The following is an 18,804-nucleotide window of genomic DNA, read 5'->3' on the forward strand; positions in this document are numbered from 1 at the left end:
GACGAAGGAGCCTCCGTGCCACCCAGCCAGGCCAGTCCCCCGACGGCGGCGACCATGCTCGCCGCTCGCATCCACCGGCTCGGTTCGCCCGACGCGGTGCAGCTGGACACCGTCCCTCGACCCGCGGCGGGTCCCGGCGAACTGCTGGTCGCCGTGCATGCGGCGGCGGTGAACTTCCCCGACACACTCATGATCGAGGGCCGCTACCAGACCGAGACACCTTTCCCCTTCACCCCGGGTCACGAGTGCGCCGGCGTCGTCGCCGAGGTCGGCGCCGGGGTGACGGGATGGGAGGTCGGCGACCGGGTGGCGTTCCTGGCCCCCGGCACCTTCGCTGAGTACGTCGCCGCCCCTGCGGCCGCGGCGGTGCGGGTGCCGACCTCGGTCGGTTTCGCGGAGGCGGCCGCGACCTGGGTCTGCCACCTGACGGCGTACCACGCGCTGCGGTCGGTGGCGGAGGTCGCTGCCGGGGAGACGGCGCTCGTGCTCGGCGCGGGCGGCGGACTGGGGCTCGCCGCGGTCGAGCTGGCCTCGGTACTGGGCGCCACCGTGGTTGCCGCCGCCTCCTCGCCGGAGAAGCTCGCCGCCGCGCGCTCCCGCGGAGCCGATCATCTCGTCGACTACACCGCGGACGCGCTGCGGCCGGGGCTGCACGGCGCGGTCGGCAAGGGAAGGATCGACGTGGTGCTCGACCCCGTCGGCGGCAGCCTCGCCGAGGAGGCGCTGCGCGAGATGCGATGGGGCGGCCGGTTCGTCACGCTCGGCTTCGCGAGCGGGGACATCCCACGGATCCCGCTCAACCTGGTGCTGCTCAAGGGTGTGAGCATCAGGGGCCTGGAGGTGCGTACGTTCCCCGAGCACGCCCCCGAGGCATCGGCCCGCGACCGGGCGGAGCTGACCGACCTGTGGGCCGCCGGACGGTTCCACGCCCTGGTCGGCGCAACCTTCCCTCTCGACCGGACGGGCGAGGCCCTGGCGTACGTCGCCGGCCGCCGGGCCGTCGGCAAGACCGTCATCACCGTGCGCCCCGGATGAGCACGTCGGGGTCGGCCCGCGCACAGGACCGACCCCGACGATGCCCGCTCCTCTCAGGCCAGCTGGAGGAGCATGCAGCCGGCCTCGGGACCACCCCCGACCCCGACGGCGGCGAGCGAGACGTCCTTGGCGATCTGCCGCTCCCCCGCCTGTCGCCAGAGCTGGGCACAGGCCTCGTGGACGAACCCATAGCCGTGGAGCCGCCCGGCGGAGAGCTGCCCACCGTGCGGGTTGATCGGTAGCCGGCCGTCGAGGCGGTAGTTCTCCTCGTCGTCCAGGAACGGCCCGACCTTGCCGTGCTCGGTGAAGCCGAACGCCTCGATCCACTGGGTGCACAGGTAGCTGAAACCGTCATACAGGGTCGCGAAGTCGACGTCAGCCGGGGTGAGCCCGGTGGTCTCCCACATCGAAGCGGCGGCGTCGTGGGCGGCCATCGTGGTCAGGTCCGCACGCTGGTCCCAGCTGTGCCGCTCGTCGAGCGCCGCACCGGCCGCCGCGATGGAGATGGCCGGGTTGGCGAGCCCCGCGGACGCCTCGCGCCGCGACACGATGACCGCTGTCGCGCCGTCGGCCGGGATGTCGCAGTCGTAGAGCCCGAAGGGCCACGAGACCATCCGGGCGCCCAGATAGTCCTCCATCGTCATCGGCGTGCGGTAGATGGCGTCAGGGTTGAGCCCGGCGTTGGCACGCGAGTTGATGACGAGCTTGCCGATCTGCTCGCGGGTGAGGCCGAACTCGTGCATGTAGCGCTGGGCGTACATCCCGATCCAGTTCGCCGGTGATGCCGCGCCGAACGGAACCCGGAACTCCGAGTGGCCCCCGGCGCGCACCGACTTGGTGGTCAGCGCCGCGGCCCGGCCGCCGGCCTGCGCGGTCGCCTCCCAGACCGAGCGGAAGCAGAGCACGTGGGTGGCCCGCCCCGAGGCGACCGCCGCGGCCGCATCGAGCAGGGTGCCGATCTGCCCGGAGGTCTCCACTCCGCTGACGTGCCACCGTGTGCGGAGCCCGAAGGCGTCGCGTACGTCATGGGTGGTCGCGCCGACGAAGCCGCCCTCGGCGGCGACCGGACCGGGGTAGCTGGCCACACCGTCGATGTCGTCGAAGGTGAGTCCGGCGTGGGCGACGGCTCGCTCGGCCGCCTCCAGGGCGAGGTCGATGCCGGTACGACCGATCCGGCGGCCGATCTGAGACTGTCCGACGCCGGTGATGACCGCGCGGTTCTCCACGAAACTCATGCCGTCACCGGCCGGAACATCGGGAGGGCGACGTCACCCTGCTGGTCGAACACGACCTCGACCGGCATGCCGACCTCGACCGCATCGACGTCGACGTCCACCAGACAGGTGGTCAGGCGCAGGCCCTCCTGCTCCTCGAGCTCGACCATCGCCACGGCGTACGGCGGCGGGAAGGCCGGGAACCACGGGTGGTGGTTGATGGAGTACGCCGCCACCCGAGCGCGCCCGGAGGCGACCTCGGGGGACACATCGCGGCTGCGGCACTTCCAGCAGGCACCGACCGGTGGGTGGATCCACTGGCGGCACTCCTGGCAGCGGTTGATGCGAAGCTCGTTCTCGAGCCCTCCCGTCCAGAACTCTCGCGAGTCGGGCGTGACCTCGGGGAGCATCCGCCCCTGTGGTTCTGTCATGAGTCCTCCGCCTGTCGTATTTGTACTGACTGTCAGATGTTCCACGCGGCAGCACGGAACCACCACGATCTTCCGACACATTCAGTCGTAAAAGTTGTGATCACGGCCACACTATCCCAGCATCTATATGTACACTCAGTCAGAAATCGAGGTGCGGCACGCGCCTTCCAAGACGTTGAGAGGTAAGCATCGTGGTCGGTGTGATGAACGGAATCCGGGTTGTCGAGGTCGCGGCATGGACGTATGTGCCGGTGGCCGGAGCCCTGATGACCGAGTGGGGCGCGGACGTACTGAAGATCGAGCACCCGGAGGTCGGCGACCCCCAGCGCGGCCTGGTGACCTCGGGCCTGGTCCCGGCCGGCGGCGTCTCGCACATGTTCGAGCTGCCCAACCGCGGCAAGCGCAGCGTGGCGCTGGACCTGAAGACCGAGGAGGGCCACGAGCTGCTCATGAAGCTCGTCGCCACGGCAGATGTCTTCCTGACCAACTTCCGCCCCTCGGGGCGCAAGAAGCTGCGCATCGACGTCGACGACGTGCGCGCGGTCAACCCCAACATCATCTATGCCCGCGGCTCGGCGGCAGGCCAGCAGGGCCCCGAGGCGGAGCGGGGCGGCTACGACCTGACCTCATTCTGGGCGCGCACCGGCATCGCCTCCAACGTCAGCCCCGACAGTCTCGGCTTCCCGGTGACCATGCCCGGCCCGGCATTCGGTGACGTGCTCGGCGGCCTCGCACTCGCGGGCGCCGTCAGCACCGCGCTCTTCCACCGTGAGCGAACCGGGGAGGCCATCGAGGTCGACGGCTCGCTGCTCGCGACCGGCGCCTGGGCGATGGGCGGCACGATCGCCGGGGCACACGCCTTCAACCAGAAGGTCTACCCCAAGCACACCCCCGACCGCGCCCCCAACCCCCTGGTCAACTCCTACCGCACCGCCGACGACCGCTACGTCACCCTGGTGATGCTGGAGTCCGACCGGTTCTGGCCCGAGCTGACCACCGCCCTCGGGGTGCCTGAGCTGATCACCGACGAGCGGTTCGACACCCATGCCAAGCGCGGGAAGAACCACGTGGAGGCGATCGCCGAGCTCTCGGCGGCGTTCGGGAGGAAGACGTACGCCGAATGGGAGCCGATCCTGGAGAAGCTCAACGGCGCCTGGGCCAAGGTCCAGCACCCGATCGAGGTGGTCGAGGACCCGCAGATCGTCGCGAACGGCTACATCGCCGACCTGGAGGACTACAACGGCACGCCGTTCAAGCTGGTCTCATCGCCGGTGCAGTTCGACAACGCGCCGGGCGAGACCCGCCGCTCCCCCGAGCACGGCGAGCACACCGACGAGGTGCTCGGCGAGATCGGCCTGTCGATGGAGGAGATCATCGAGATGAAGGTCAGCGGCGCGATCCTCTGAGCCGGATCAACGGCGGGAGGAGACTGGCCTCCTCCCGCCGTTGCTCACACCGCGTCGGGGTTGCGGACTTCCAGCCCGAGGAAGCGGCGGGCGTTGTCACCCATGAAGTCGTAGGTGCGCTTGACGTCCATGCCCTCGGCGTACTTCCAGAAGCCCTTCGGCTCGGTCAGGCCCTCGGGGTGCGGGAAGTCGGAGCCGAACATCACGCGGTCCCAGCCGACCGTCTCGACGACGTCGGCGACCGAGCCCTCCCAGAACGGGCTGATCCAGATGTTGCGGCGGAAGACGTCGACGGGATGCTCGGGGAACGCCTGCGGCATCTTCTTGTAGAAGTCCTCGTAGTCATGGAAGAGCGGGTGCAGCCAGGCGCTGCCGTTCTCCACGCTGGCGATGCGCAGCTTCGGGAACCGGGTCAGGGTTCCGTGGCAGATCAGGCTGGTGATCATGTCGGTGATCTCGCGGTGGCCCAGAGCGATCCACCGAAACGAGCTCATCTCGGTGAAGACCTTGCTCTCCGGCGGCTCCCACATGTTGATGTAGGAGTCCAGCGGTGGCTGGCTGGCGTGCAGTACGACCGGCAGCCCGGCGGCCTCGACGGCGCGCCAGAACGGGTCGAACTCCGGGAGCGCAGGCGAGCGCCAGCCCTTCCAGTCCCGCACCGGCGCCGGCTTGATCAAGATGACCTTGGCGCCGTTGGCGAGGACGTACTCCAGCTCCTTCATCGCCTCGGACAGGATGCCGAGGTTGATCACCGGCGTCATGAACAGCCGGTCCTCGTGGGTGAAGCCCCACGTCTCCAGCATCCACTGGTTGAGGGCATGGATCATCGCCGCGCACAGCTCGGGGTCATCGGCCGCGGAGTGCTCGACGAGGTTGGCCAGGGTCGGGTAGACCATCGCCTGGTCGACCCCTTGCCGGTCGAGCGCGTCGATTCGCGGGGCAGGCGCCCGGAAGGAGGGCGCGGACTCGATGATCTGCTCGCGGGCCATCTGCGTGAGCGTCTTGCCCTCGCGGTTCTCCGCGGCGAAGAACTTCTCCCACGCACCAGGTGCCGCGACCCGGTCGAAGGTGGGGTTGGGGATGTAGTCGCGAATCTGACCGAGGATCGAGATCCGGGTCTGCCGGCCGACCTGCACGAACTGGACGGCCGAGGCGTATTTCTCGGGCAGATACCTGGTCAGCGCGTCGGGCGTCTCGTACATGTGCGAGTCGGCGTCGAAGATCGGCGCGTCCTTGAACTGGTCGGCGTCCTGGCCGGGCGCGACGGGAACGGGTTGCGACATGGCGATCCTTTCGAGGTCAACACCGGTAGGACTGAGACTAGGCGTACTTGACACAAGTGTCAACTAGCGTCCAGCCCCGTTCCCCGAGCGACATCTGGACATGCCGGGCGACATTGTTGACTTGTTCGTCAACTACGGAGTTCAATGACAAGGCCGACCGCCACCGCCGGTCCGAGCTCCGCCGGCCTCCGTGCTGCCGTTGAACTCCACCGGTGAGGTCCGCGGCGTTCCCATCCGGACCGGACCTGGAGAACCAACATGAACAGTCGACGCCTCTTCGCCGCCGCAGTGGCCGTGACCAGTCTTGCGCTGTCGGCCCTGGCGACGCCCCCGACGAGTGCTGCATCGCCCACACCCACCGACGGTGGTTACACCTCCTCGATCACGAGGACCGAACACGTCACGACCCGCTACGGCAACAGGGTCACCATCGAGCTCGAGCTGCCCGCGATCGACGGCAGAGCCGCACCCGGGAGGTTCCCGGTGGTGGCATGCCTCTGCTACATCACCGACGTGGACACCGAGGGACTCTCGCTTCCCAACGGTCAGATGTCCGACTTCGTGAGAGCCGGCTATGTCGCCGCCACCGTGCGTGTCTCAGGCAGTGGCACGAGCGAGGGAGGCCCGTGGAACCTGGCCGACCCGAAGTGGCAGCGGGAGAACTACGACGCGATCGAGTGGCTCGGCACGCAGCCGTGGTCGACCGGAAAGGTCGGCACCGTCGGCGAGTCGGGCAACGGGATGAGCCAGATCTTCACGTCCCAGCTGAGGCCACCACACCTGACGACGATGATCGTGACGGCATCCGGAGCGGACAGCTATGACACCTTGATGCCCGGTGGCATGGTGAGCCTCCAGATCGCAGCGTTCGCCTGCGGCATCCCGGGTGCGGCGACGAACCTGCTCAACGGGCTCCCGGTGCCCGTGCTCAACAACTCGCGTCCAGCGGTCTCCATCGACGAGGTCAAGTACCTGCTCGAGGCGAATGCGAAGAAGGTCCGCAGAGGAAACAACCTCAAGCCCTTCTGCCCGCTGACGCAGGGCTGGTACCAGCACCGGACCAGGGACTCCTTCTGGCGGGGCGGTCCCCTGGCGAAGGTCGACAAGGTCACCATCCCCGTGTGGGCCTGGAGCGGCTGGGACGACATCTTCAACCGTGCGATTCCCAACCTGTACGGCACCGTCGGCTCCCAGCAGAAGATGCTGGCGATGGGGCTGAACTCCCACGAGGCGCCCGGAGGCTCCTTCTTGGTCCCCGACCCGGCGGGCGGCGACGGCTTCGACCAGCACAAGCAGGCCATCGAGTGGTTCGACCATTTCCTCAAGGGCAAGCAGAACGGCATCGTCGAGCGCGTCAGGAGCGGACGCTTCGAGTACTACCTCAACGGGGCCTGGACCTGGCAGAGCGCACCGACCTATCCGATCCCAGGCACCGACTACACGAACTACTACCTCGACGGCGACGCAGGGATCTCGCGCCGGAGCGGCGCCGTGAGTGTCGGCAAGGCACCGACCGAAGACGGTTCGGACACCTACCTCTACACGCTCGCCGACGGCCTCAAGCAGTTCGCCACCGGACCGACCGAGCTCACCGACAACCTGGTGAACCCGGTCGACCCCAACAACGCGACGAACGACAACGCGGTCTTCAACAATCTCACCAACGGCGATCAGCGACTCGGACTCGGCAGCGACACGGTGAGCTACCTGACACCACCGCTGACGCGCGACGTCGAGGTCACGGGGCCGATCTCGGCGAGCCTCTTCGCCAAGACCAGCTCGCCCGACACCGACTTCGTGTTCCGGATCGCAGATGTCTTCCCGAGCAGCCCTGCGAAAGAGGCCCAGCCGGGCTTCTGGAAGTTCGTCACCTCGGGAAACCTCCGTGGCCAGTTCCGCAGCTCCTTCACCGGCTACCAGAAGCTGACGCCGATCCCGAAGGGAGCGGTGGTCAGGTACGACATCGAGGGCTACCCGACGTCGTACCTGTTCAAGAAGGGGCACCGGATCGCCTTCACCATCCGCTCCTCGAACGCGCCCCGGCTCATGCCGAACACGCATCCGGCGAAGGTGACCATCATGCACGGACCGTCCTACCCGAGCTCGGTCAAGCTGCCGGTCATCCCGGCCGGCCTGACCACGCCGATCGAGGTCGACTAGAGGCTGGTACGGCCGGCGGCGCGATCCTCAGGTCGACAGGATCGTGACCGCGGCCGTGCCGGGGGCGCCGTACAGCTGGGCGTAGCCGACCTTTGCGCCCGCGACCTGGCGGCCACCGGCACGGCCACGCAGCTGGTTGGCCAGCTCGTAGATCTGCCGCAACCCGGAGGCACCGACCGGCTCGCCGTTGGCGAGCAGGCCGCCGTCGGTGTTGACCGGGAGCCGGCCGCCGATCTCGGTGGCACCTTCAGCGATGAGCTGCTCCTGCTCACCGTCGGCACAGAAGCCGTTCTCGGCCAGGTGGATGATCTCCGAGCCTGCGTCGGTGTCCTGCAGCTGGATCACGTCGACGTCCTCGGGACCGATGCCCGCCTGCTCGTAGGCCGCGTTCGAGGCGTACACCGTCGGGCTCGGGACCGACTCCAGCGGCAGCGACGGGCTGAGCAGCTCGAAGGCGCCCTCCCGGCGGGAGAACAGGGTGCTGGCGCGCAGGTAGATCGGAGTGTCGGTGTACTTGTGGGCGATGTCGGCGCGGCAGAGCACCACGGCCGCCGCGCCCTCGTCGGGGCCGCAGTACATGTATTGCCGCAGCGGCCAGTTGAGCACCGGCGAGGCGAGGATCTCCTCCTCCGCGATCGGTTTACGCCGCCAGGCGTGCGCGGTGCGCTCGCCGTTGCGGAAGGCCTTCGCCGCCACCTTGGCCAGGGTCTCGTGGCTGATCTGGTGGTCGTGCATGTAGCGGTTGATCTTCAGACCGAAGAAGTGCGTGGTCAGGAAGAGCCCGGCCTCGCCGTACCAGTTGGGCAGGCCGGAGACCGAGGGGTGATCTGAGAAGGCGCCGCGCGGGTGCTTGTCGAGGCCGACGGCCACGGTGAGCTCGTGGTCGCCGAGCCGGATCGCGTTCGCCGCCTGGGCCAGCACGGTCGCGCCCGAGGCGCAGCCGGTGAACGTCGCCCGAGCGGGGATGCCGGTCATCCCGAGCAGGCCGGTGATCGCCTCCGGGTTCTTGACCTCCATGCTCGAGGCCCACAGCGCCTGTACGTCGCTCCAGCCGACGCCGGCGTCGGCGAGAGCGTCGATCACGGCGTCCTCGCCCATCTCTAGGGCGGACTTGCCGTCGTAGCGGCCGAAGGGGTGCAGCCCCACGCCGATGATGGCGACCTCGGGCTCAGTCATCGGTTGCTCCCGTTCCCGCGTCGGCCACCGGCGCGAACGCGTAGATCATCGTCTGGTTGCCCGCGGCGTCGGTGCCGAAGGGCACGATCCGAAGCTCCATCGGCTGCCCGATCGACAGCATCGAAGGGTCGGGCTCGGTGAGCCGGGCCTCGATGCGCAGCGCACCGGGCAGCTCGACGTATCCGACCGAGAACGGCTCGAAGCTCTGGGGGTCGTCATCACCTGCATACGGCGGGGCCGGCGGCCGGAACCGCTGGGTGGTGAAGGCCCACAGCGTGCCGCTGCGAGGCAGCTCGACCTTCTCCAGCTCCTCGCGCACGCCCCCGATCAGGCGGTGGCTGCGGTAGGGGAAGACGAGCTTCCCGTCGGAGGAGCGGCCGGCGATCAGAGCGGGCTGGTCGGTCGGCCAGGTGAACAGGTCCTCTGCGATGGGCACCTGACTCATGGGGCATTTCCTTCCCGGGCGCGGACCCGTGACGGTGACGGAATCGGGATCGTCCTGACAACCAAGTAGAGCAGCAGTTGACACTTTCGTCAACAAGCATGTCAGGCCGGCTCGGCGGGACGGCGCACCTCTGACCTGGGACGGGACACCAGCTCGGCGACCACGCCGTCGGGGTCAGTCAGCACGACCACCGTGAAGCCGCCGGTCGGGGTGTCGACCATGGGGATGAACTCCGGTTCGGCGACGCTCCACCCGAGCCCGCGCAGGCGCTCGACCGCGCCGGACACGTCCTCGACGGCCAGGGCGATTCGATACAGACCCTCGGAGTTCGCACGCATGCCGTGCGGAACCGCGTCGGCGTCGAGATCGAACTCGAGGGAGAACGTCGGATCCTCGGCCACGCCGAGCGAGACCCCGTCAGGACGTACGTCACCGACCACCCGCCAGCCGAGCTCCGCGAACCAGGCGATCGTCCGGTCCAGGTCGGTGCTGACGAGGCGAGCATGAGAGAGCCTGCCGCCATCCCGTCCCTCGCGCGGCTCCGCACCCGGGTCGATCTCGACGATCTCGACCGGAACCCCGTCAGGACCTTGGGTCAGTACGCCCTTGCGCGACCGCCCGCGGACATAGACCTCGATCGGGTCGGCGTCCACCCCGGCCGGAAGGTCAGCCACGTCTGCGACCCGGATGCCGAGGCCGGCGAAGCCCGCCGCATGGCCGTCGGACAGCGCGGGACGCGGTGCGGTCGCAGGTTCCTGCCATTCGACGAGCTCCACGGCCGGCGCCGCGCGCGGGCCGCGGGCGTCGTACTCGAACCAGGTGTCGGAGACGGTCCGTCCCGGGATGCCGAGCGCGCTCCCGTCGGTGTCGTCGCTGGTCGAGCGCATCCGCAGCGTGAACCCGAAGCGCTCGTAGAAGGCCGCGGACCCGGCAGCGTCACGGGTGTTGACGTTGCAATGCAGGACTGCGTGCACGCCGGTCGTTGTGGGCGGTGGCTGCGATCGATCGCTCATGGCTCCTCGATTCGGACGGAAGTAGTTGACACTTTCGTCAAGATACTACTCCGAGCGCCGCCCTTTGCGCGCGAATCGACCATGGAAAGACGCACGGAGGGCGCCGCCGATGTCGGCGACGCCCTCCGTGCGCATGCAGTTCAGCTGGTCCGCGGGAACCGGAACAGGTCCCGAGCGTTGGTCTCGGTGATCTTGGTGACCTCGTCGTCGGGCACGTCGGCCAGCACCTCGGCGGCCCGCTTGCGACTGTTGGGCCAGTTGGAGTCGGAGTGCGGGAAGTCGATCTCCAGCATCATCTTGTCCACGCCGATGACGTTGCGGTTCTTGACCCCGAAGTCGTCGTCGATGAAGCAGCCCCAGATGTGCTTCTGGAACAGGTCCGAGGGGCGGGCGTCGAAGTCGATCGGCTGGTAGTAGCGGTGCCGCTCCCAGACGAAGTCGCAGCGCTCCAGGATGTAGGGGATCCAGCCGATGCCGCCCTCGGCGAGGGAGAACTTCAGGTTCGGGTGACGCTGAAGCGCCCCGGAGAAGAGCAGATCGGTGGTGCTCCACATCAGGTTGGACGAGAACAGCGTGATCGCGACGGCGAACGGGGCGTCAGGCATCCGCTGCAGGCCGTCGGCGGTCGCCTGCATTCCCGAGAACGAGAAGCCCGGGACGTACGCGCTGGAGCCGAAGTGCATCGAGAGGACCATGTCGGTCTCCTCACACAGCGAGAAGAACTCGTCCCATTCGCGGCTGTGGAAGCTCGGCAGGCCGAGCGGCACGGGGCTGTCCGGGAACGAGACCGTTCGCGCCCCCTTCGCCGCAACCCTGGCGACCTCGGCCTTCATCAGCTCGATGTCCCACAGCGGCAGGATCGCCAGCGGGATGTAACGGTCCGGCGCGGTCGCGCACCACTCGTCGATGTGGAAGTCGTTCCACGCCTGGACGCACAGGAGCGCCAGCTCCTTGTCGGGGGCACGGAAGAACGTGCCACCACCGAAGCCGGGGAACGACGGGAAGCAGAGCGCGGACTGGACGCCGTCGGTGTCCATGTCCTTGACCCGGGCAGCCGGGTCGTAGCAGCCGGGGATCATGTCCTCATAGCGCACCGGGTCCATCCCCCACTCCTCGGGAGGCTTGCCCGCGACGGCGTTGAGGCCGATGGTCGGCGAGACGATCCCGTCGTAGTGCCACAGGTGCTTGCCGTCGGTCTCGATGATCCGCGGCCCCTTCTCCCTGAACTTCTCCGGGAGCCGGTCCTGCCACACCCGTGGGTGCTCGATCAGGTGGTCGTCGACCGAGACGATCTGGTGGTGGTCCTGCAGTGGCATCTTTGCTACTTCCTCTCGCTCCCCGTCGTGCAGATGCGATCGAGCGTATACCCTATTTGACAGTTGCGTCACCACTAGATACAGAGGCGATCGAGATGACCCTGCCCGACCCGGACGAGCTGCTGACCCGAGAAGACGAGGACGACCATGACCTACTCACCTACGGGGAGGCCGGCGTACGTCTTCAAGAGGCCGTGAGGGCCCAGCGAGACCTGGTGAAAAGCCTTGCTGACGAGGGATCGAGCGAATTGGCGGTTGCCCGGGCCCGCCTCGGCGAGCTGGAGGAAGCGGCCGCCCGCAACGCCCGTCAGCCGATCAACGACGAGAACTTCGAGCGCTTCTTCGGCTACCGAGGGAAGGCCGTACGCAACACCTGAGCCGCGTACCCACGGGCGTCGATAGCCAGAGAATCTGGCGTAATCGTCAGTTTCGCGGTCGCCGGCCGTCAACCGCGCGGAGCCCGATCCGGCCTCTCGTGACGGACGCCGAAGTCCATGTCCGCCATGCTTCCGATCGGCCGCACGTCCCGTCCGAGCCACGACGGCCTCGCCACGTGGCCCTCGGCCGGCCTGGCCCAGTCGACCCAGTCTCCCCAGTCGGCGCGAGACAGCGGGTCAGCCACCTGGCCTCCCGCTTCTGCCAGGGCGGCGCGGTGGCGCTGGTTGAACAGCTTCATCTCCTGCACCGTCCACCAGTCCGACTCGGCGGCCCAGCGGCCACCACCGGCGTACTCGATGATCTGCAGGGAGGGGAAGTCGATCGGCGCGCCGCCGGCTGGGTTGTCGGCGCGGTTGACCACCTGGTAGACGACCCGGGTTCCGTCGATGGCGTACCACATCAGCGGGGAGTAGACGTGCGCCGCGAACGACATGGTCCCCTCGAGGAACCGCTGGATCTCCGCGGGTCCCCGGAACGTGCCCCAGAAGTGGTCGTCGTATGTCGCGTCGTCGGTGAACAGCCGCGACCAGGCAGCCCAGTCCTCATGCACCGGGCCGGTGAGGAAGTAGTTCCGGAAGGCCTCCTCCATCTCGGGGCGCGGTGCCGTGTTTGCATTGTCCATCGTTTGCTCCTCGCTCTTCTTGACAACCCTGTCTGACATGAATGGTCAGGTTGTGGGACGGTGACTGGCGTCGATTCGGGCCTGAATCACATAGTGGCCAATGACACGCACCGCGCAAATCTGACATACCGTATCCTCATGACCCTGCCCCGTGGACTTCAAGAATCCTCGACGTTCCCTGACGCTGACCTGGCCACGCTGCTGGAGCTGGAGCAGATCGAGCCGGACATCTTCCGGGCCAACCTGGTCTTCGAGGATCAGTGGCATCTCTACGGGGGGCAGGTCGCCGCGCAGGCGCTGATGGCGGCCGGTCGCACCGTGACCGAGGAACGCCGGCCGCACTCGCTGCACGGCTACTTCCTGCGGCCCGGCGATGCCTCGATCCCGACGATCTTCGTCGTCGACCGTGACCGTGACGGCCGGTCCTTCTCCGCCCGCCGGGTCGTGGCTCGGCAGAACGGGAAGGTGATCTTCTCGATGGCGGCCTCGTTCACCGGCGGCGGCCCCGACCTCAACCGGCAGGCGCACGAGATGCCGCAGGTGCCGGCACCGGAGGAGTGCCGGGTCTGGGAGATCCCCCGGATGTTCTCCCTGGTCGGCGCCGTCCCGCCCGCTCCGCAGGGGCGGCGCAACAGCGCCTGGCCGAGCACGTTCTGGGCTCGCAGCCGCGACGGGCTCGGCGACTCGCCCCTGCTCAACGCGTGCGCCCTCACCTATCTGTCCGACGTCAGCGGGGCCGTCGACCACTTCGAGACGCCGGGCTGGGACGGCGCCGCCAGTCTCGACCATGCCGTCTGGTTCCACCACCCGACACGAGTGGACGAGTGGCTGCTGTCCCACTACACGCCGCAGACCGTCGCAGACGGCCGCGGCCTCTACACCGGCTCGATCTTCGACCAGAGTGGCGCAGTCGTGGCGTCCATCGCGCAGGAGGGCCTCTACCAGAGGGTCGGCTACCAACCGGCGACCCGCGGCCAGTAGCGCTCTGTTCACGCTTCCACCCGGACCCAGCCGCCATCATCGGAGGAGCGGCGAGCGGCGTCCACGATCGCCAGGCTGAGCAGGCCGTCCTCGAAGCTCGGCGCCCTGGTCGCTCCACCGTGGAAGGCCGGGAGCCAGTCTTCCAGCATCAACGCCATCGCCCGGCTCGCGTGACCGGCGAGCCCCTCGGGGAGCTGCTCGGGATGGGCCGGCTCACGCTCCGCCGGCACGAGTGGCGCGAGCGCCTCGTCGCTCGGGCGACCCGCCGCGTATGCCGCCGAGCGGAGCGTGCCGTCGCCGATGATGGTGCCTTCGGCACCGAGGAGCTCGAGGCGGTAGTGGTCGGCGTGCGCGCCCATGACCGACACGCTCAGCACGCCGAGCGCCCCGGACTCGAACCGCAGCAGGACGGCGGCGGTGTCGTCCGCGGTGACCGCGAGGATGCTGCCGTCGGGCAGCCGTCGCTCGGGCTCGCTCGTGCGTACGTCGGCGCAGACCTCGACCGGACGTCCCAAGAGGTGAGGGACGAAGTCGAGGTCGTGCACGAGCATGCCCGCCAGGTAGCCGCCACCCTGCTCGCGGTCGTACATCCAGGCCGCCTGCGGAGGCCTGCTCGGATGCCAGTACGACGCGGCGCGGCTGACCCGGGCCAGGTACGGCTTCCCGAGGAAGCTGCCGCCGACCTGCTCGGCGACCGCGAGCCAGTCCGGGTTCCAGCGGTTCTCGAAGCAGCAGGCGGTCGGCCGGCCCGCCTCGGTCGCGGCCTTCACGAGCGCCCGGGCCTGGTCGAGGTCGTCGGTGAGCGGCTTCTCGCACAGCACCGCCTTGCCCGCTTCGAGAGCCGCGAGGGTGATCTCGGCGTGCAGCGCCGTCGGGGTGGCCACCGAGATCACATCGAGGTCGTCACGGCGTACGAACTCGCGCCAGCTCGTCGAGGTGTCCTCGATGCCCACCCGCGCCGAGACCTTGGCGAGCCGTTCGGGCGTACGGGCACAGAGCGCGACCGGGTCCAACCCGTCCGCGGCCCGGAAACCGGGCACCTGGACGTGCGCGCCCCAGCCGATCCCGACGATTCCCACTCGCAGGTCCATCCGACTGCTCGTCCCTTCTGGATCAGCGGGTGCTGAGCAGCATCGACCCGGCGACCGGACCGCCGCCGACACCGACGACCGCGACGTCGGGGTCGTTGCCGACCTGGCGCTCGCCGCCCTCGCCCCAGAGCTGGACGCAGGCCTCGTGCAGGAAGCCCATGCCGTGCAGCCGGCCGCCGGAGAGCTGGCCACCGCTGGTGTTCAACGGCAGCTCGCCCTCGAGCGCGATCCGCTCCCCGCCCTCGATGAGCTTGCCGACCTGGCCATGCTCGGCGAAGCCGAGAGCCTCCAACCACATCACCGTCAGGAAGCTGAACCCGTCGTAGAGCTGGGCGACGTCGACATCGGCCGGCGTCAGCGAGGTGTTCTTCCACAGCTCGGCGCCGGAGTCGTGGGCGGCCATCGTGGTCAGATCCGTGCGCTGGTCCCAGGTCGCCCGCTCGTACATCGCCGGGCCCACCGACTCGACGGTGAGCGGGTGGCGCGGCAGACCGGCGGCCGCGTCCCGGCGGGAGATCACCACCGCGGTGGCGCCGTCGCACGGTACGTCGCAGTCGTAGAGGCACAGGGGCTCGGAGATCATCCGGGCGTCGAGGTAGTCGGCCAGCGTCATCGGGTCTCGGTAGATCCCGTCGGGGTTCAGCCCCGCGTTGCGGCGGGCGTTGACCGCGATGGCACCGAGCTGCTCGCGGGTCAGGCCGAACTCGTGCATGTAGCGCTGGGTCGGCATCGAGAGCCAGTTGGCTGCCGAGAGGGCCCCGAACGGGGCGCTCCACTCCAGGTGAGGAGGCAGGTCGCCGCCACTGAAGAGCACCGAGCCGCGCCCGCCGGCCTGCGCCTGTGCCGTCGACTCCCACACCGAGCGGAAGACCACGACGTGATCGGCCAGGCCGAGGGTGACGGCCATGCATGCCTCGATCGCCGGGCCGATCTGACCGGCGGTCTCCAGCGAGGAGACGTACCAGCGGCTGCGCAGGCCGAGCGCGTTGCGTACCTCCTGGATGCCCGCGCCCGAGAAGCCGGGGTCAGGGACGCCAGGGCCGGGATAGCTGGCGATGCCGTCGACGTCGTCGATGTCGAGTCCGGCGTCGGCGATCGCCCGGGTGACCGCCTCCAGGGTCAGGTCCAGGCCGGTGCGGCCGAGCCGGCGACCGACCTGGGACTTGCCGGCGCCGGTGATGACGGCCCTACCGTCGAAGGGTCCGCGGTTCATTCCATGCCCACCTCTCCTGCGTTGCTCACCGGTCGGAACAGCGGGATCCAGACCCGCTTGTCCACCTGGTCGGTCTGTTCCCCCCACTGCTCGAAGAACACCTCGACGTCGAGCCCGATCGCGACGTCGTCGAGCGCGACGTCGACGAGGTTGGTCATCAGGCGTACGTCGCGGTCCTCTACCAGCTCGACCATCGCGACGACGTACGGCGGCTCCAGGCCGGGGATCCACGGCTGCCGGTTGATCGTGTACGCCGCGACGACCGCACGTCCGGAGACCGGCTCGGGGGCGACGTCGAAGCTGCGGCACCGCCAGCAAGTCGGGGCGGGCGGGTGGAAGAAGTGGCCACAGGCGCGGCAGTGTGAGATCAGCAGCTCGCCGCGCTCGCCGCCGGTCCAGAACTGCCGTGACTCGGGGGTGGGGCTCGGGGCCAGTCTCAGGCTCGGGCGCGTATATGGCTGCGGCGCTGCAGGTGCGGGAGCGGTCACTGACTCTCCTCGGAGAAGTGGGACAATCTGACAGTTTTGTCATCTGATCCTAGCCGTGAACCTTCGGCGACGGTAGGCCCAATCCGTCGCGTGCGGATGGAACTCCGTCACCAGCTCCGCGATCACTGGTGATCAACAGCACAGCGTGTCACGGGGCCCACCGGACAACAGTGTCAAGTTTTGCGTTTAGAATGACGGGATGGAACTCCCCGAACGCCGAGGGGCCGCACGATGACGCTGGAAGCCAGTCCGACCCACGTCGCCGGAACCGAGGACGCCTCCGAGCTCGGGCCCCGCGCGCTGCGCACCCGAGAGGCCATCCTCGACGCGGCCCGCAAGCTCTTCCTCGACCGCGGGTACGCCGGCACCCGGATCAACAACATCACCGACGAGGCCGGGGTCTCGCGAGCAGGTTTCTACACCTACTTCAAGGACAAGCACGAGGTCGTCGACATCCTCGGGGTGGAGCCCTACAAGGACTGCATGAGGGTCGTCGGCATGTGGGACGAGATGCCGAAGCGGCCCACGGTCGACGAGATCCGCGACTGGGTGCAGGCCTACTTCGACTTCATGGACGTGCACGGCGCCTTCATCTACGCCCTGGCCCAGTCGGGCCCGACCGACGAGGAGTTCCGAGCGACCGCCCGGCGCCTCCAGGTGCGCGCCGCCTTCCTGCTCGGGGTGGGCCTGAGGAGCCGGCAAGCCTCCCCCACCAGCGCACCCGAGGCGCTCGGGCTGAGCATCCTGGCGATGCTCGACCACTCCTGGTCGCAGATCCGCGTACGCAAGCTCCCGATCGACCAGCGCGAGGTCGTCGACGCGATCTCCGAGACGATCCTGCACACGCTCAAGGGCTGACCGGGGTGGCGTAGCGGCGACGCAGGTCCGCCTTGGCCACCTTCGCCAGCCCTGTGCGCGGCAGCTCGTCCACGACCTCGAGCCGCTCGGGCAGCTTCTGACGCATGAGTCCGGCATCGAGGAGGAAGTCGCACAGGTCGTCCAGGGTGGGTGGCTCGGTGCCTGGAGCGGACACGACCACGGCGCAGACCAGCTCGCCACGGTCCTCGTCCGGGAGCCCGACGACGGCCGCCTCGGCGATCGCGGGGTGGGTGACGAGAGCCGACTCGATCTCGAGCGGCGCGATGTTCTCCCCCTTGCGGATGATCAGCTCCTTGAGCCTGCCGGTGACCTCGATGTGCCCGGTCGGATGGAGAAGCCCGAGGTCACCGGTGCGGAACCAGCCGTCCGCGGTGAACGCCTTGGTGGTCTCCTCCGGGTCGGTGTAGCCGCGGCACACACCGGCACCGGAGACCTGGATCTCTCCCGGCACCATCGGCGGGCAGGGCACGCCGTCGGGGCCCATGATCCGCACCTCGTTGCCCGGCACCGGCCGGCCGTCGGTCGCCGCCAGGATCTCGTCGGGGTCGCGCGGGTCGGCAACGCCGAGCATCGGCACCTCGGTCATCCCGTAGTCGTGCGCGACCGGGATCCCGAGCGTCTCGCGCACGGCCGCGAAGAGCTCCGGCGAGCACGGAGCGCCACCACCCTTGAGCGTACGCAGGGTCGGCAGCAGCGGCTCGGGAGCCATGCTGCGGGCGACCGCGACCAGCGCCTGGTAGAACGGCGGCGCACCGCCCGTGGTCGTGACTCCGTACTCGCGGAAGGCCTTGATCGCCCGGTCCGGGACGAATGCCTCGAGCAGAAGCATCGGGTAGCCGCCGGCGAGCGCGGCGATGAGGTATTCGATCCCGCCGACGTGGGCGATCGGGAAGCCCATCGCGGCGACCTCGCCGAACTTCTCCCCCAGCCGGCCCTGTCCACCGAAGGCCCTGCCGGTGGTCAGCAGGCTGGTGTCGGTGTGCCGGGCGCCCTTCGGCGCCCCGCTGGATCCGGAGGTAAAGTAGACCCAGGCCACCTCGTCGGGGTCGGCGTCCGAGGGTTCCCGGTGATCGTGCCCCGCCGCCTCGGCCGGGATCTCGTGGCCGACCTCGATCACCCGCGGCGCCTCGGCGAGGTCGAGCCCACCGGCCATCTCGGCGTAGTCGAACCCGTTCCACAAGCCGGGCACGAGCAGGACGTCGGCCACGAACGTACGCAGCGCCGCGGTGACCTCCTTGTCGCGATAGAGATGGATGATCGGTGCCTGGACGGCACCCAGGCGGCGCAGGGCCAGCATGGTGACGGCGGTCGAGATGCGGGTCGGGAGCTGCCAGGCCACCCGGGTGCCCGGCTCGATCCCCTGCGCGCTCAGCCAACCGACAGCACCATCGACCGCTCGCTCCAGCTCCGACCAGCTCAGCGTCGTGCCGCCCTCGTCGATGAGTCCGGGCTGCGTCGGCGTCGTTCGCGCCCGTTCGGCCAACAGGCCGTTCACCGTGCGGGCATCCAAGGCCCATGGCCATGGTGAGGTCATCTCTGCTCCTCGACGTAGGTGCGGGCGACCCGGTCGACCGACGCGCCCTGTGCACGTCCTCGCCCGCACGACCTGTGAC

General features: G+C 68.9%; 18 protein-coding genes. 6 read left to right on the forward strand and 12 right to left on the reverse strand.

Annotated features, from left to right (window positions below):
- Nucleotides 1-15 precede the first annotated feature (15 nt).
- Nucleotides 16-1,035, forward strand: coding sequence for an NADPH:quinone oxidoreductase family protein (locus BJ988_RS14935; RefSeq protein ID WP_343051621.1), 1,020 nt, complete (start codon nucleotides 16-18; stop codon nucleotides 1,033-1,035).
- Nucleotides 1,036-1,088: 53 nt separating this feature from the next.
- Here BJ988_RS14935 and BJ988_RS14940 read toward each other — a convergent pair whose 3' ends face one another.
- Both BJ988_RS14940 and BJ988_RS14945 read right to left on the reverse strand, forming a co-directional pair.
- Complete coding sequence (locus tag BJ988_RS14940) at nucleotides 1,089-2,270, reverse strand: thiolase family protein (RefSeq protein ID WP_179658683.1); 1,182 nt, start codon at nucleotides 2,268-2,270, stop codon at nucleotides 1,089-1,091.
- On the reverse strand, nucleotides 2,267-2,680 hold the full coding sequence (locus BJ988_RS14945; protein WP_246321493.1) for a Zn-ribbon domain-containing OB-fold protein: 414 nt from the start codon (nucleotides 2,678-2,680) through the stop codon (nucleotides 2,267-2,269). The genes BJ988_RS14940 and BJ988_RS14945 overlap by 4 nt, the downstream gene beginning before the upstream one ends.
- Nucleotides 2,681-2,883: 203 nt before the next feature.
- Between BJ988_RS14945 and BJ988_RS14950 the strand changes: the two genes are divergently transcribed.
- A complete protein-coding gene (locus tag BJ988_RS14950; protein ID WP_179661525.1) occupies nucleotides 2,884-4,086 on the forward strand; it encodes a CaiB/BaiF CoA transferase family protein in 1,203 nt (400 codons plus the stop codon).
- A 44-nt stretch (nucleotides 4,087-4,130) separates the two neighbouring features.
- Here BJ988_RS14950 and BJ988_RS14955 read toward each other — a convergent pair whose 3' ends face one another.
- On the reverse strand, nucleotides 4,131-5,369 hold the full coding sequence (locus BJ988_RS14955; protein ID WP_179658684.1) for an amidohydrolase family protein: 1,239 nt from the start codon (nucleotides 5,367-5,369) through the stop codon (nucleotides 4,131-4,133).
- Between the two features lie 258 nt (nucleotides 5,370-5,627).
- Here BJ988_RS14955 and BJ988_RS14960 point away from each other — a divergent pair, with 258 nt between their 5' ends.
- Complete coding sequence (locus BJ988_RS14960; RefSeq protein WP_179658685.1) at nucleotides 5,628-7,529, forward strand: CocE/NonD family hydrolase; 1,902 nt, start codon at nucleotides 5,628-5,630, stop codon at nucleotides 7,527-7,529.
- Between the two features lie 27 nt (nucleotides 7,530-7,556).
- On the opposite strand, the gene BJ988_RS14965 is transcribed toward BJ988_RS14960, so the two are convergent.
- The 4 genes from BJ988_RS14965 to BJ988_RS14980 form a co-directional block, all read right to left on the reverse strand.
- Nucleotides 7,557-8,705 carry a thiolase family protein gene (locus BJ988_RS14965; protein ID WP_179658686.1) on the reverse strand — a complete coding sequence of 383 codons (1,149 nt, stop codon included), beginning with the start codon at nucleotides 8,703-8,705 and terminating at the stop codon, nucleotides 7,557-7,559.
- Entirely contained in the window at nucleotides 8,698-9,150 is a 453-nt protein-coding gene (locus BJ988_RS14970; RefSeq protein WP_179658687.1) for a Zn-ribbon domain-containing OB-fold protein, read from the reverse strand. Before BJ988_RS14970 ends, BJ988_RS14965 begins: the two co-directional genes overlap by 8 nt.
- A 101-nt stretch (nucleotides 9,151-9,251) precedes the next feature.
- Entirely contained in the window at nucleotides 9,252-10,163 is a 912-nt protein-coding gene (locus tag BJ988_RS14975) for a VOC family protein (protein ID WP_179658688.1), read from the reverse strand.
- A 140-nt stretch (nucleotides 10,164-10,303) separates the two neighbouring features.
- Complete coding sequence (locus BJ988_RS14980; protein WP_179658689.1) at nucleotides 10,304-11,479, reverse strand: amidohydrolase family protein; 1,176 nt, start codon at nucleotides 11,477-11,479, stop codon at nucleotides 10,304-10,306.
- A 95-nt stretch (nucleotides 11,480-11,574) separates the two neighbouring features.
- Here BJ988_RS14980 and BJ988_RS14985 point away from each other — a divergent pair, with 95 nt between their 5' ends.
- Nucleotides 11,575-11,856 (forward strand): acyl-CoA synthase, encoded by a 282-nt coding sequence (locus BJ988_RS14985; RefSeq protein ID WP_179658690.1) that lies wholly within the window; start codon nucleotides 11,575-11,577, stop codon nucleotides 11,854-11,856.
- A 68-nt stretch (nucleotides 11,857-11,924) separates the two neighbouring features.
- On the opposite strand, the gene BJ988_RS14990 is transcribed toward BJ988_RS14985, so the two are convergent.
- Nucleotides 11,925-12,539 carry a nuclear transport factor 2 family protein gene (locus tag BJ988_RS14990; protein WP_218860880.1) on the reverse strand — a complete coding sequence of 205 codons (615 nt, stop codon included), beginning with the start codon at nucleotides 12,537-12,539 and terminating at the stop codon, nucleotides 11,925-11,927.
- A 138-nt stretch (nucleotides 12,540-12,677) separates the two neighbouring features.
- On the opposite strand from BJ988_RS14990, the gene BJ988_RS14995 reads away from it, so the two are divergent.
- Complete coding sequence (locus BJ988_RS14995; RefSeq protein WP_179658691.1) at nucleotides 12,678-13,520, forward strand: acyl-CoA thioesterase; 843 nt, start codon at nucleotides 12,678-12,680, stop codon at nucleotides 13,518-13,520.
- Between the two features lie 8 nt (nucleotides 13,521-13,528).
- Here the strand turns inward: BJ988_RS14995 and BJ988_RS15000 are convergent, their stop codons facing one another.
- Genes BJ988_RS15000 through BJ988_RS15010 form a run of 3 tightly spaced genes read right to left on the reverse strand, consistent with a single transcriptional unit; the run spans nucleotide 13,529 to nucleotide 16,312 of the window.
- Nucleotides 13,529-14,611 carry a Gfo/Idh/MocA family protein gene (locus tag BJ988_RS15000; RefSeq protein ID WP_179658692.1) on the reverse strand — a complete coding sequence of 361 codons (1,083 nt, stop codon included), beginning with the start codon at nucleotides 14,609-14,611 and terminating at the stop codon, nucleotides 13,529-13,531.
- Nucleotides 14,612-14,633: 22 nt separating this feature from the next.
- Entirely contained in the window at nucleotides 14,634-15,824 is a 1,191-nt protein-coding gene (locus tag BJ988_RS15005; RefSeq protein ID WP_179658693.1) for a thiolase family protein, read from the reverse strand.
- On the reverse strand, nucleotides 15,821-16,312 hold the full coding sequence (locus BJ988_RS15010) for an OB-fold domain-containing protein (RefSeq protein WP_179658694.1): 492 nt from the start codon (nucleotides 16,310-16,312) through the stop codon (nucleotides 15,821-15,823). The genes BJ988_RS15005 and BJ988_RS15010 overlap by 4 nt, the downstream gene beginning before the upstream one ends.
- A gap of 231 nt (nucleotides 16,313-16,543) precedes the next feature.
- Between BJ988_RS15010 and BJ988_RS15015 the strand changes: the two genes are divergently transcribed.
- The gene (locus BJ988_RS15015; RefSeq protein ID WP_179658695.1) at nucleotides 16,544-17,170 is read left to right on the forward strand and encodes a TetR/AcrR family transcriptional regulator; all 627 of its coding nucleotides are present in this window, start codon (nucleotides 16,544-16,546) and stop codon (nucleotides 17,168-17,170) included.
- On the opposite strand, the gene BJ988_RS15020 is transcribed toward BJ988_RS15015, so the two are convergent.
- Entirely contained in the window at nucleotides 17,160-18,725 is a 1,566-nt protein-coding gene (locus BJ988_RS15020; protein WP_179658696.1) for a class I adenylate-forming enzyme family protein, read from the reverse strand. The genes BJ988_RS15015 and BJ988_RS15020 overlap by 11 nt on opposite strands.
- Nucleotides 18,726-18,804: the final 79 nt, after the last annotated feature.

Source organism: Nocardioides panzhihuensis (assembly GCF_013408335.1).
GTDB lineage: Bacteria > Actinomycetota > Actinomycetes > Propionibacteriales > Nocardioidaceae > Nocardioides > Nocardioides panzhihuensis.

What these genes read in the sequence shown, in the direction of transcription:
- BJ988_RS14940 (WP_179658683.1), bottom strand. Translation starts at nt 2,270, where the DNA reads ATGAGTTTCGTGGAGAACCGCGCGGTCATCACCGGCGTCGGACAGTCT.
- BJ988_RS14945 (WP_246321493.1), bottom strand. Translation starts at nt 2,680, where the DNA reads ATGACAGAACCACAGGGGCGGATGCTCCCCGAGGTCACGCCCGACTCG.
- BJ988_RS14950 (WP_179661525.1), top strand. Translation starts at nt 2,884, where the DNA reads ATGAACGGAATCCGGGTTGTCGAGGTCGCGGCATGGACGTATGTGCCG.
- BJ988_RS14955 (WP_179658684.1), bottom strand. Translation starts at nt 5,369, where the DNA reads ATGTCGCAACCCGTTCCCGTCGCGCCCGGCCAGGACGCCGACCAGTTC.
- BJ988_RS14960 (WP_179658685.1), top strand. Translation starts at nt 5,628, where the DNA reads ATGAACAGTCGACGCCTCTTCGCCGCCGCAGTGGCCGTGACCAGTCTT.
- BJ988_RS14965 (WP_179658686.1), bottom strand. Translation starts at nt 8,705, where the DNA reads ATGACTGAGCCCGAGGTCGCCATCATCGGCGTGGGGCTGCACCCCTTC.
- BJ988_RS14970 (WP_179658687.1), bottom strand. Translation starts at nt 9,150, where the DNA reads ATGAGTCAGGTGCCCATCGCAGAGGACCTGTTCACCTGGCCGACCGAC.
- BJ988_RS14975 (WP_179658688.1), bottom strand. Translation starts at nt 10,163, where the DNA reads ATGAGCGATCGATCGCAGCCACCGCCCACAACGACCGGCGTGCACGCA.
- BJ988_RS14980 (WP_179658689.1), bottom strand. Translation starts at nt 11,479, where the DNA reads ATGCCACTGCAGGACCACCACCAGATCGTCTCGGTCGACGACCACCTG.
- BJ988_RS14985 (WP_179658690.1), top strand. Translation starts at nt 11,575, where the DNA reads ATGACCCTGCCCGACCCGGACGAGCTGCTGACCCGAGAAGACGAGGAC.
- BJ988_RS14990 (WP_218860880.1), bottom strand. Translation starts at nt 12,539, where the DNA reads ATGGACAATGCAAACACGGCACCGCGCCCCGAGATGGAGGAGGCCTTC.
- BJ988_RS14995 (WP_179658691.1), top strand. Translation starts at nt 12,678, where the DNA reads ATGACCCTGCCCCGTGGACTTCAAGAATCCTCGACGTTCCCTGACGCT.
- BJ988_RS15000 (WP_179658692.1), bottom strand. Translation starts at nt 14,611, where the DNA reads ATGGACCTGCGAGTGGGAATCGTCGGGATCGGCTGGGGCGCGCACGTC.
- BJ988_RS15005 (WP_179658693.1), bottom strand. Translation starts at nt 15,824, where the DNA reads ATGAACCGCGGACCCTTCGACGGTAGGGCCGTCATCACCGGCGCCGGC.
- BJ988_RS15015 (WP_179658695.1), top strand. Translation starts at nt 16,544, where the DNA reads ATGACGCTGGAAGCCAGTCCGACCCACGTCGCCGGAACCGAGGACGCC.
- BJ988_RS15020 (WP_179658696.1), bottom strand. Translation starts at nt 18,725, where the DNA reads ATGACCTCACCATGGCCATGGGCCTTGGATGCCCGCACGGTGAACGGC.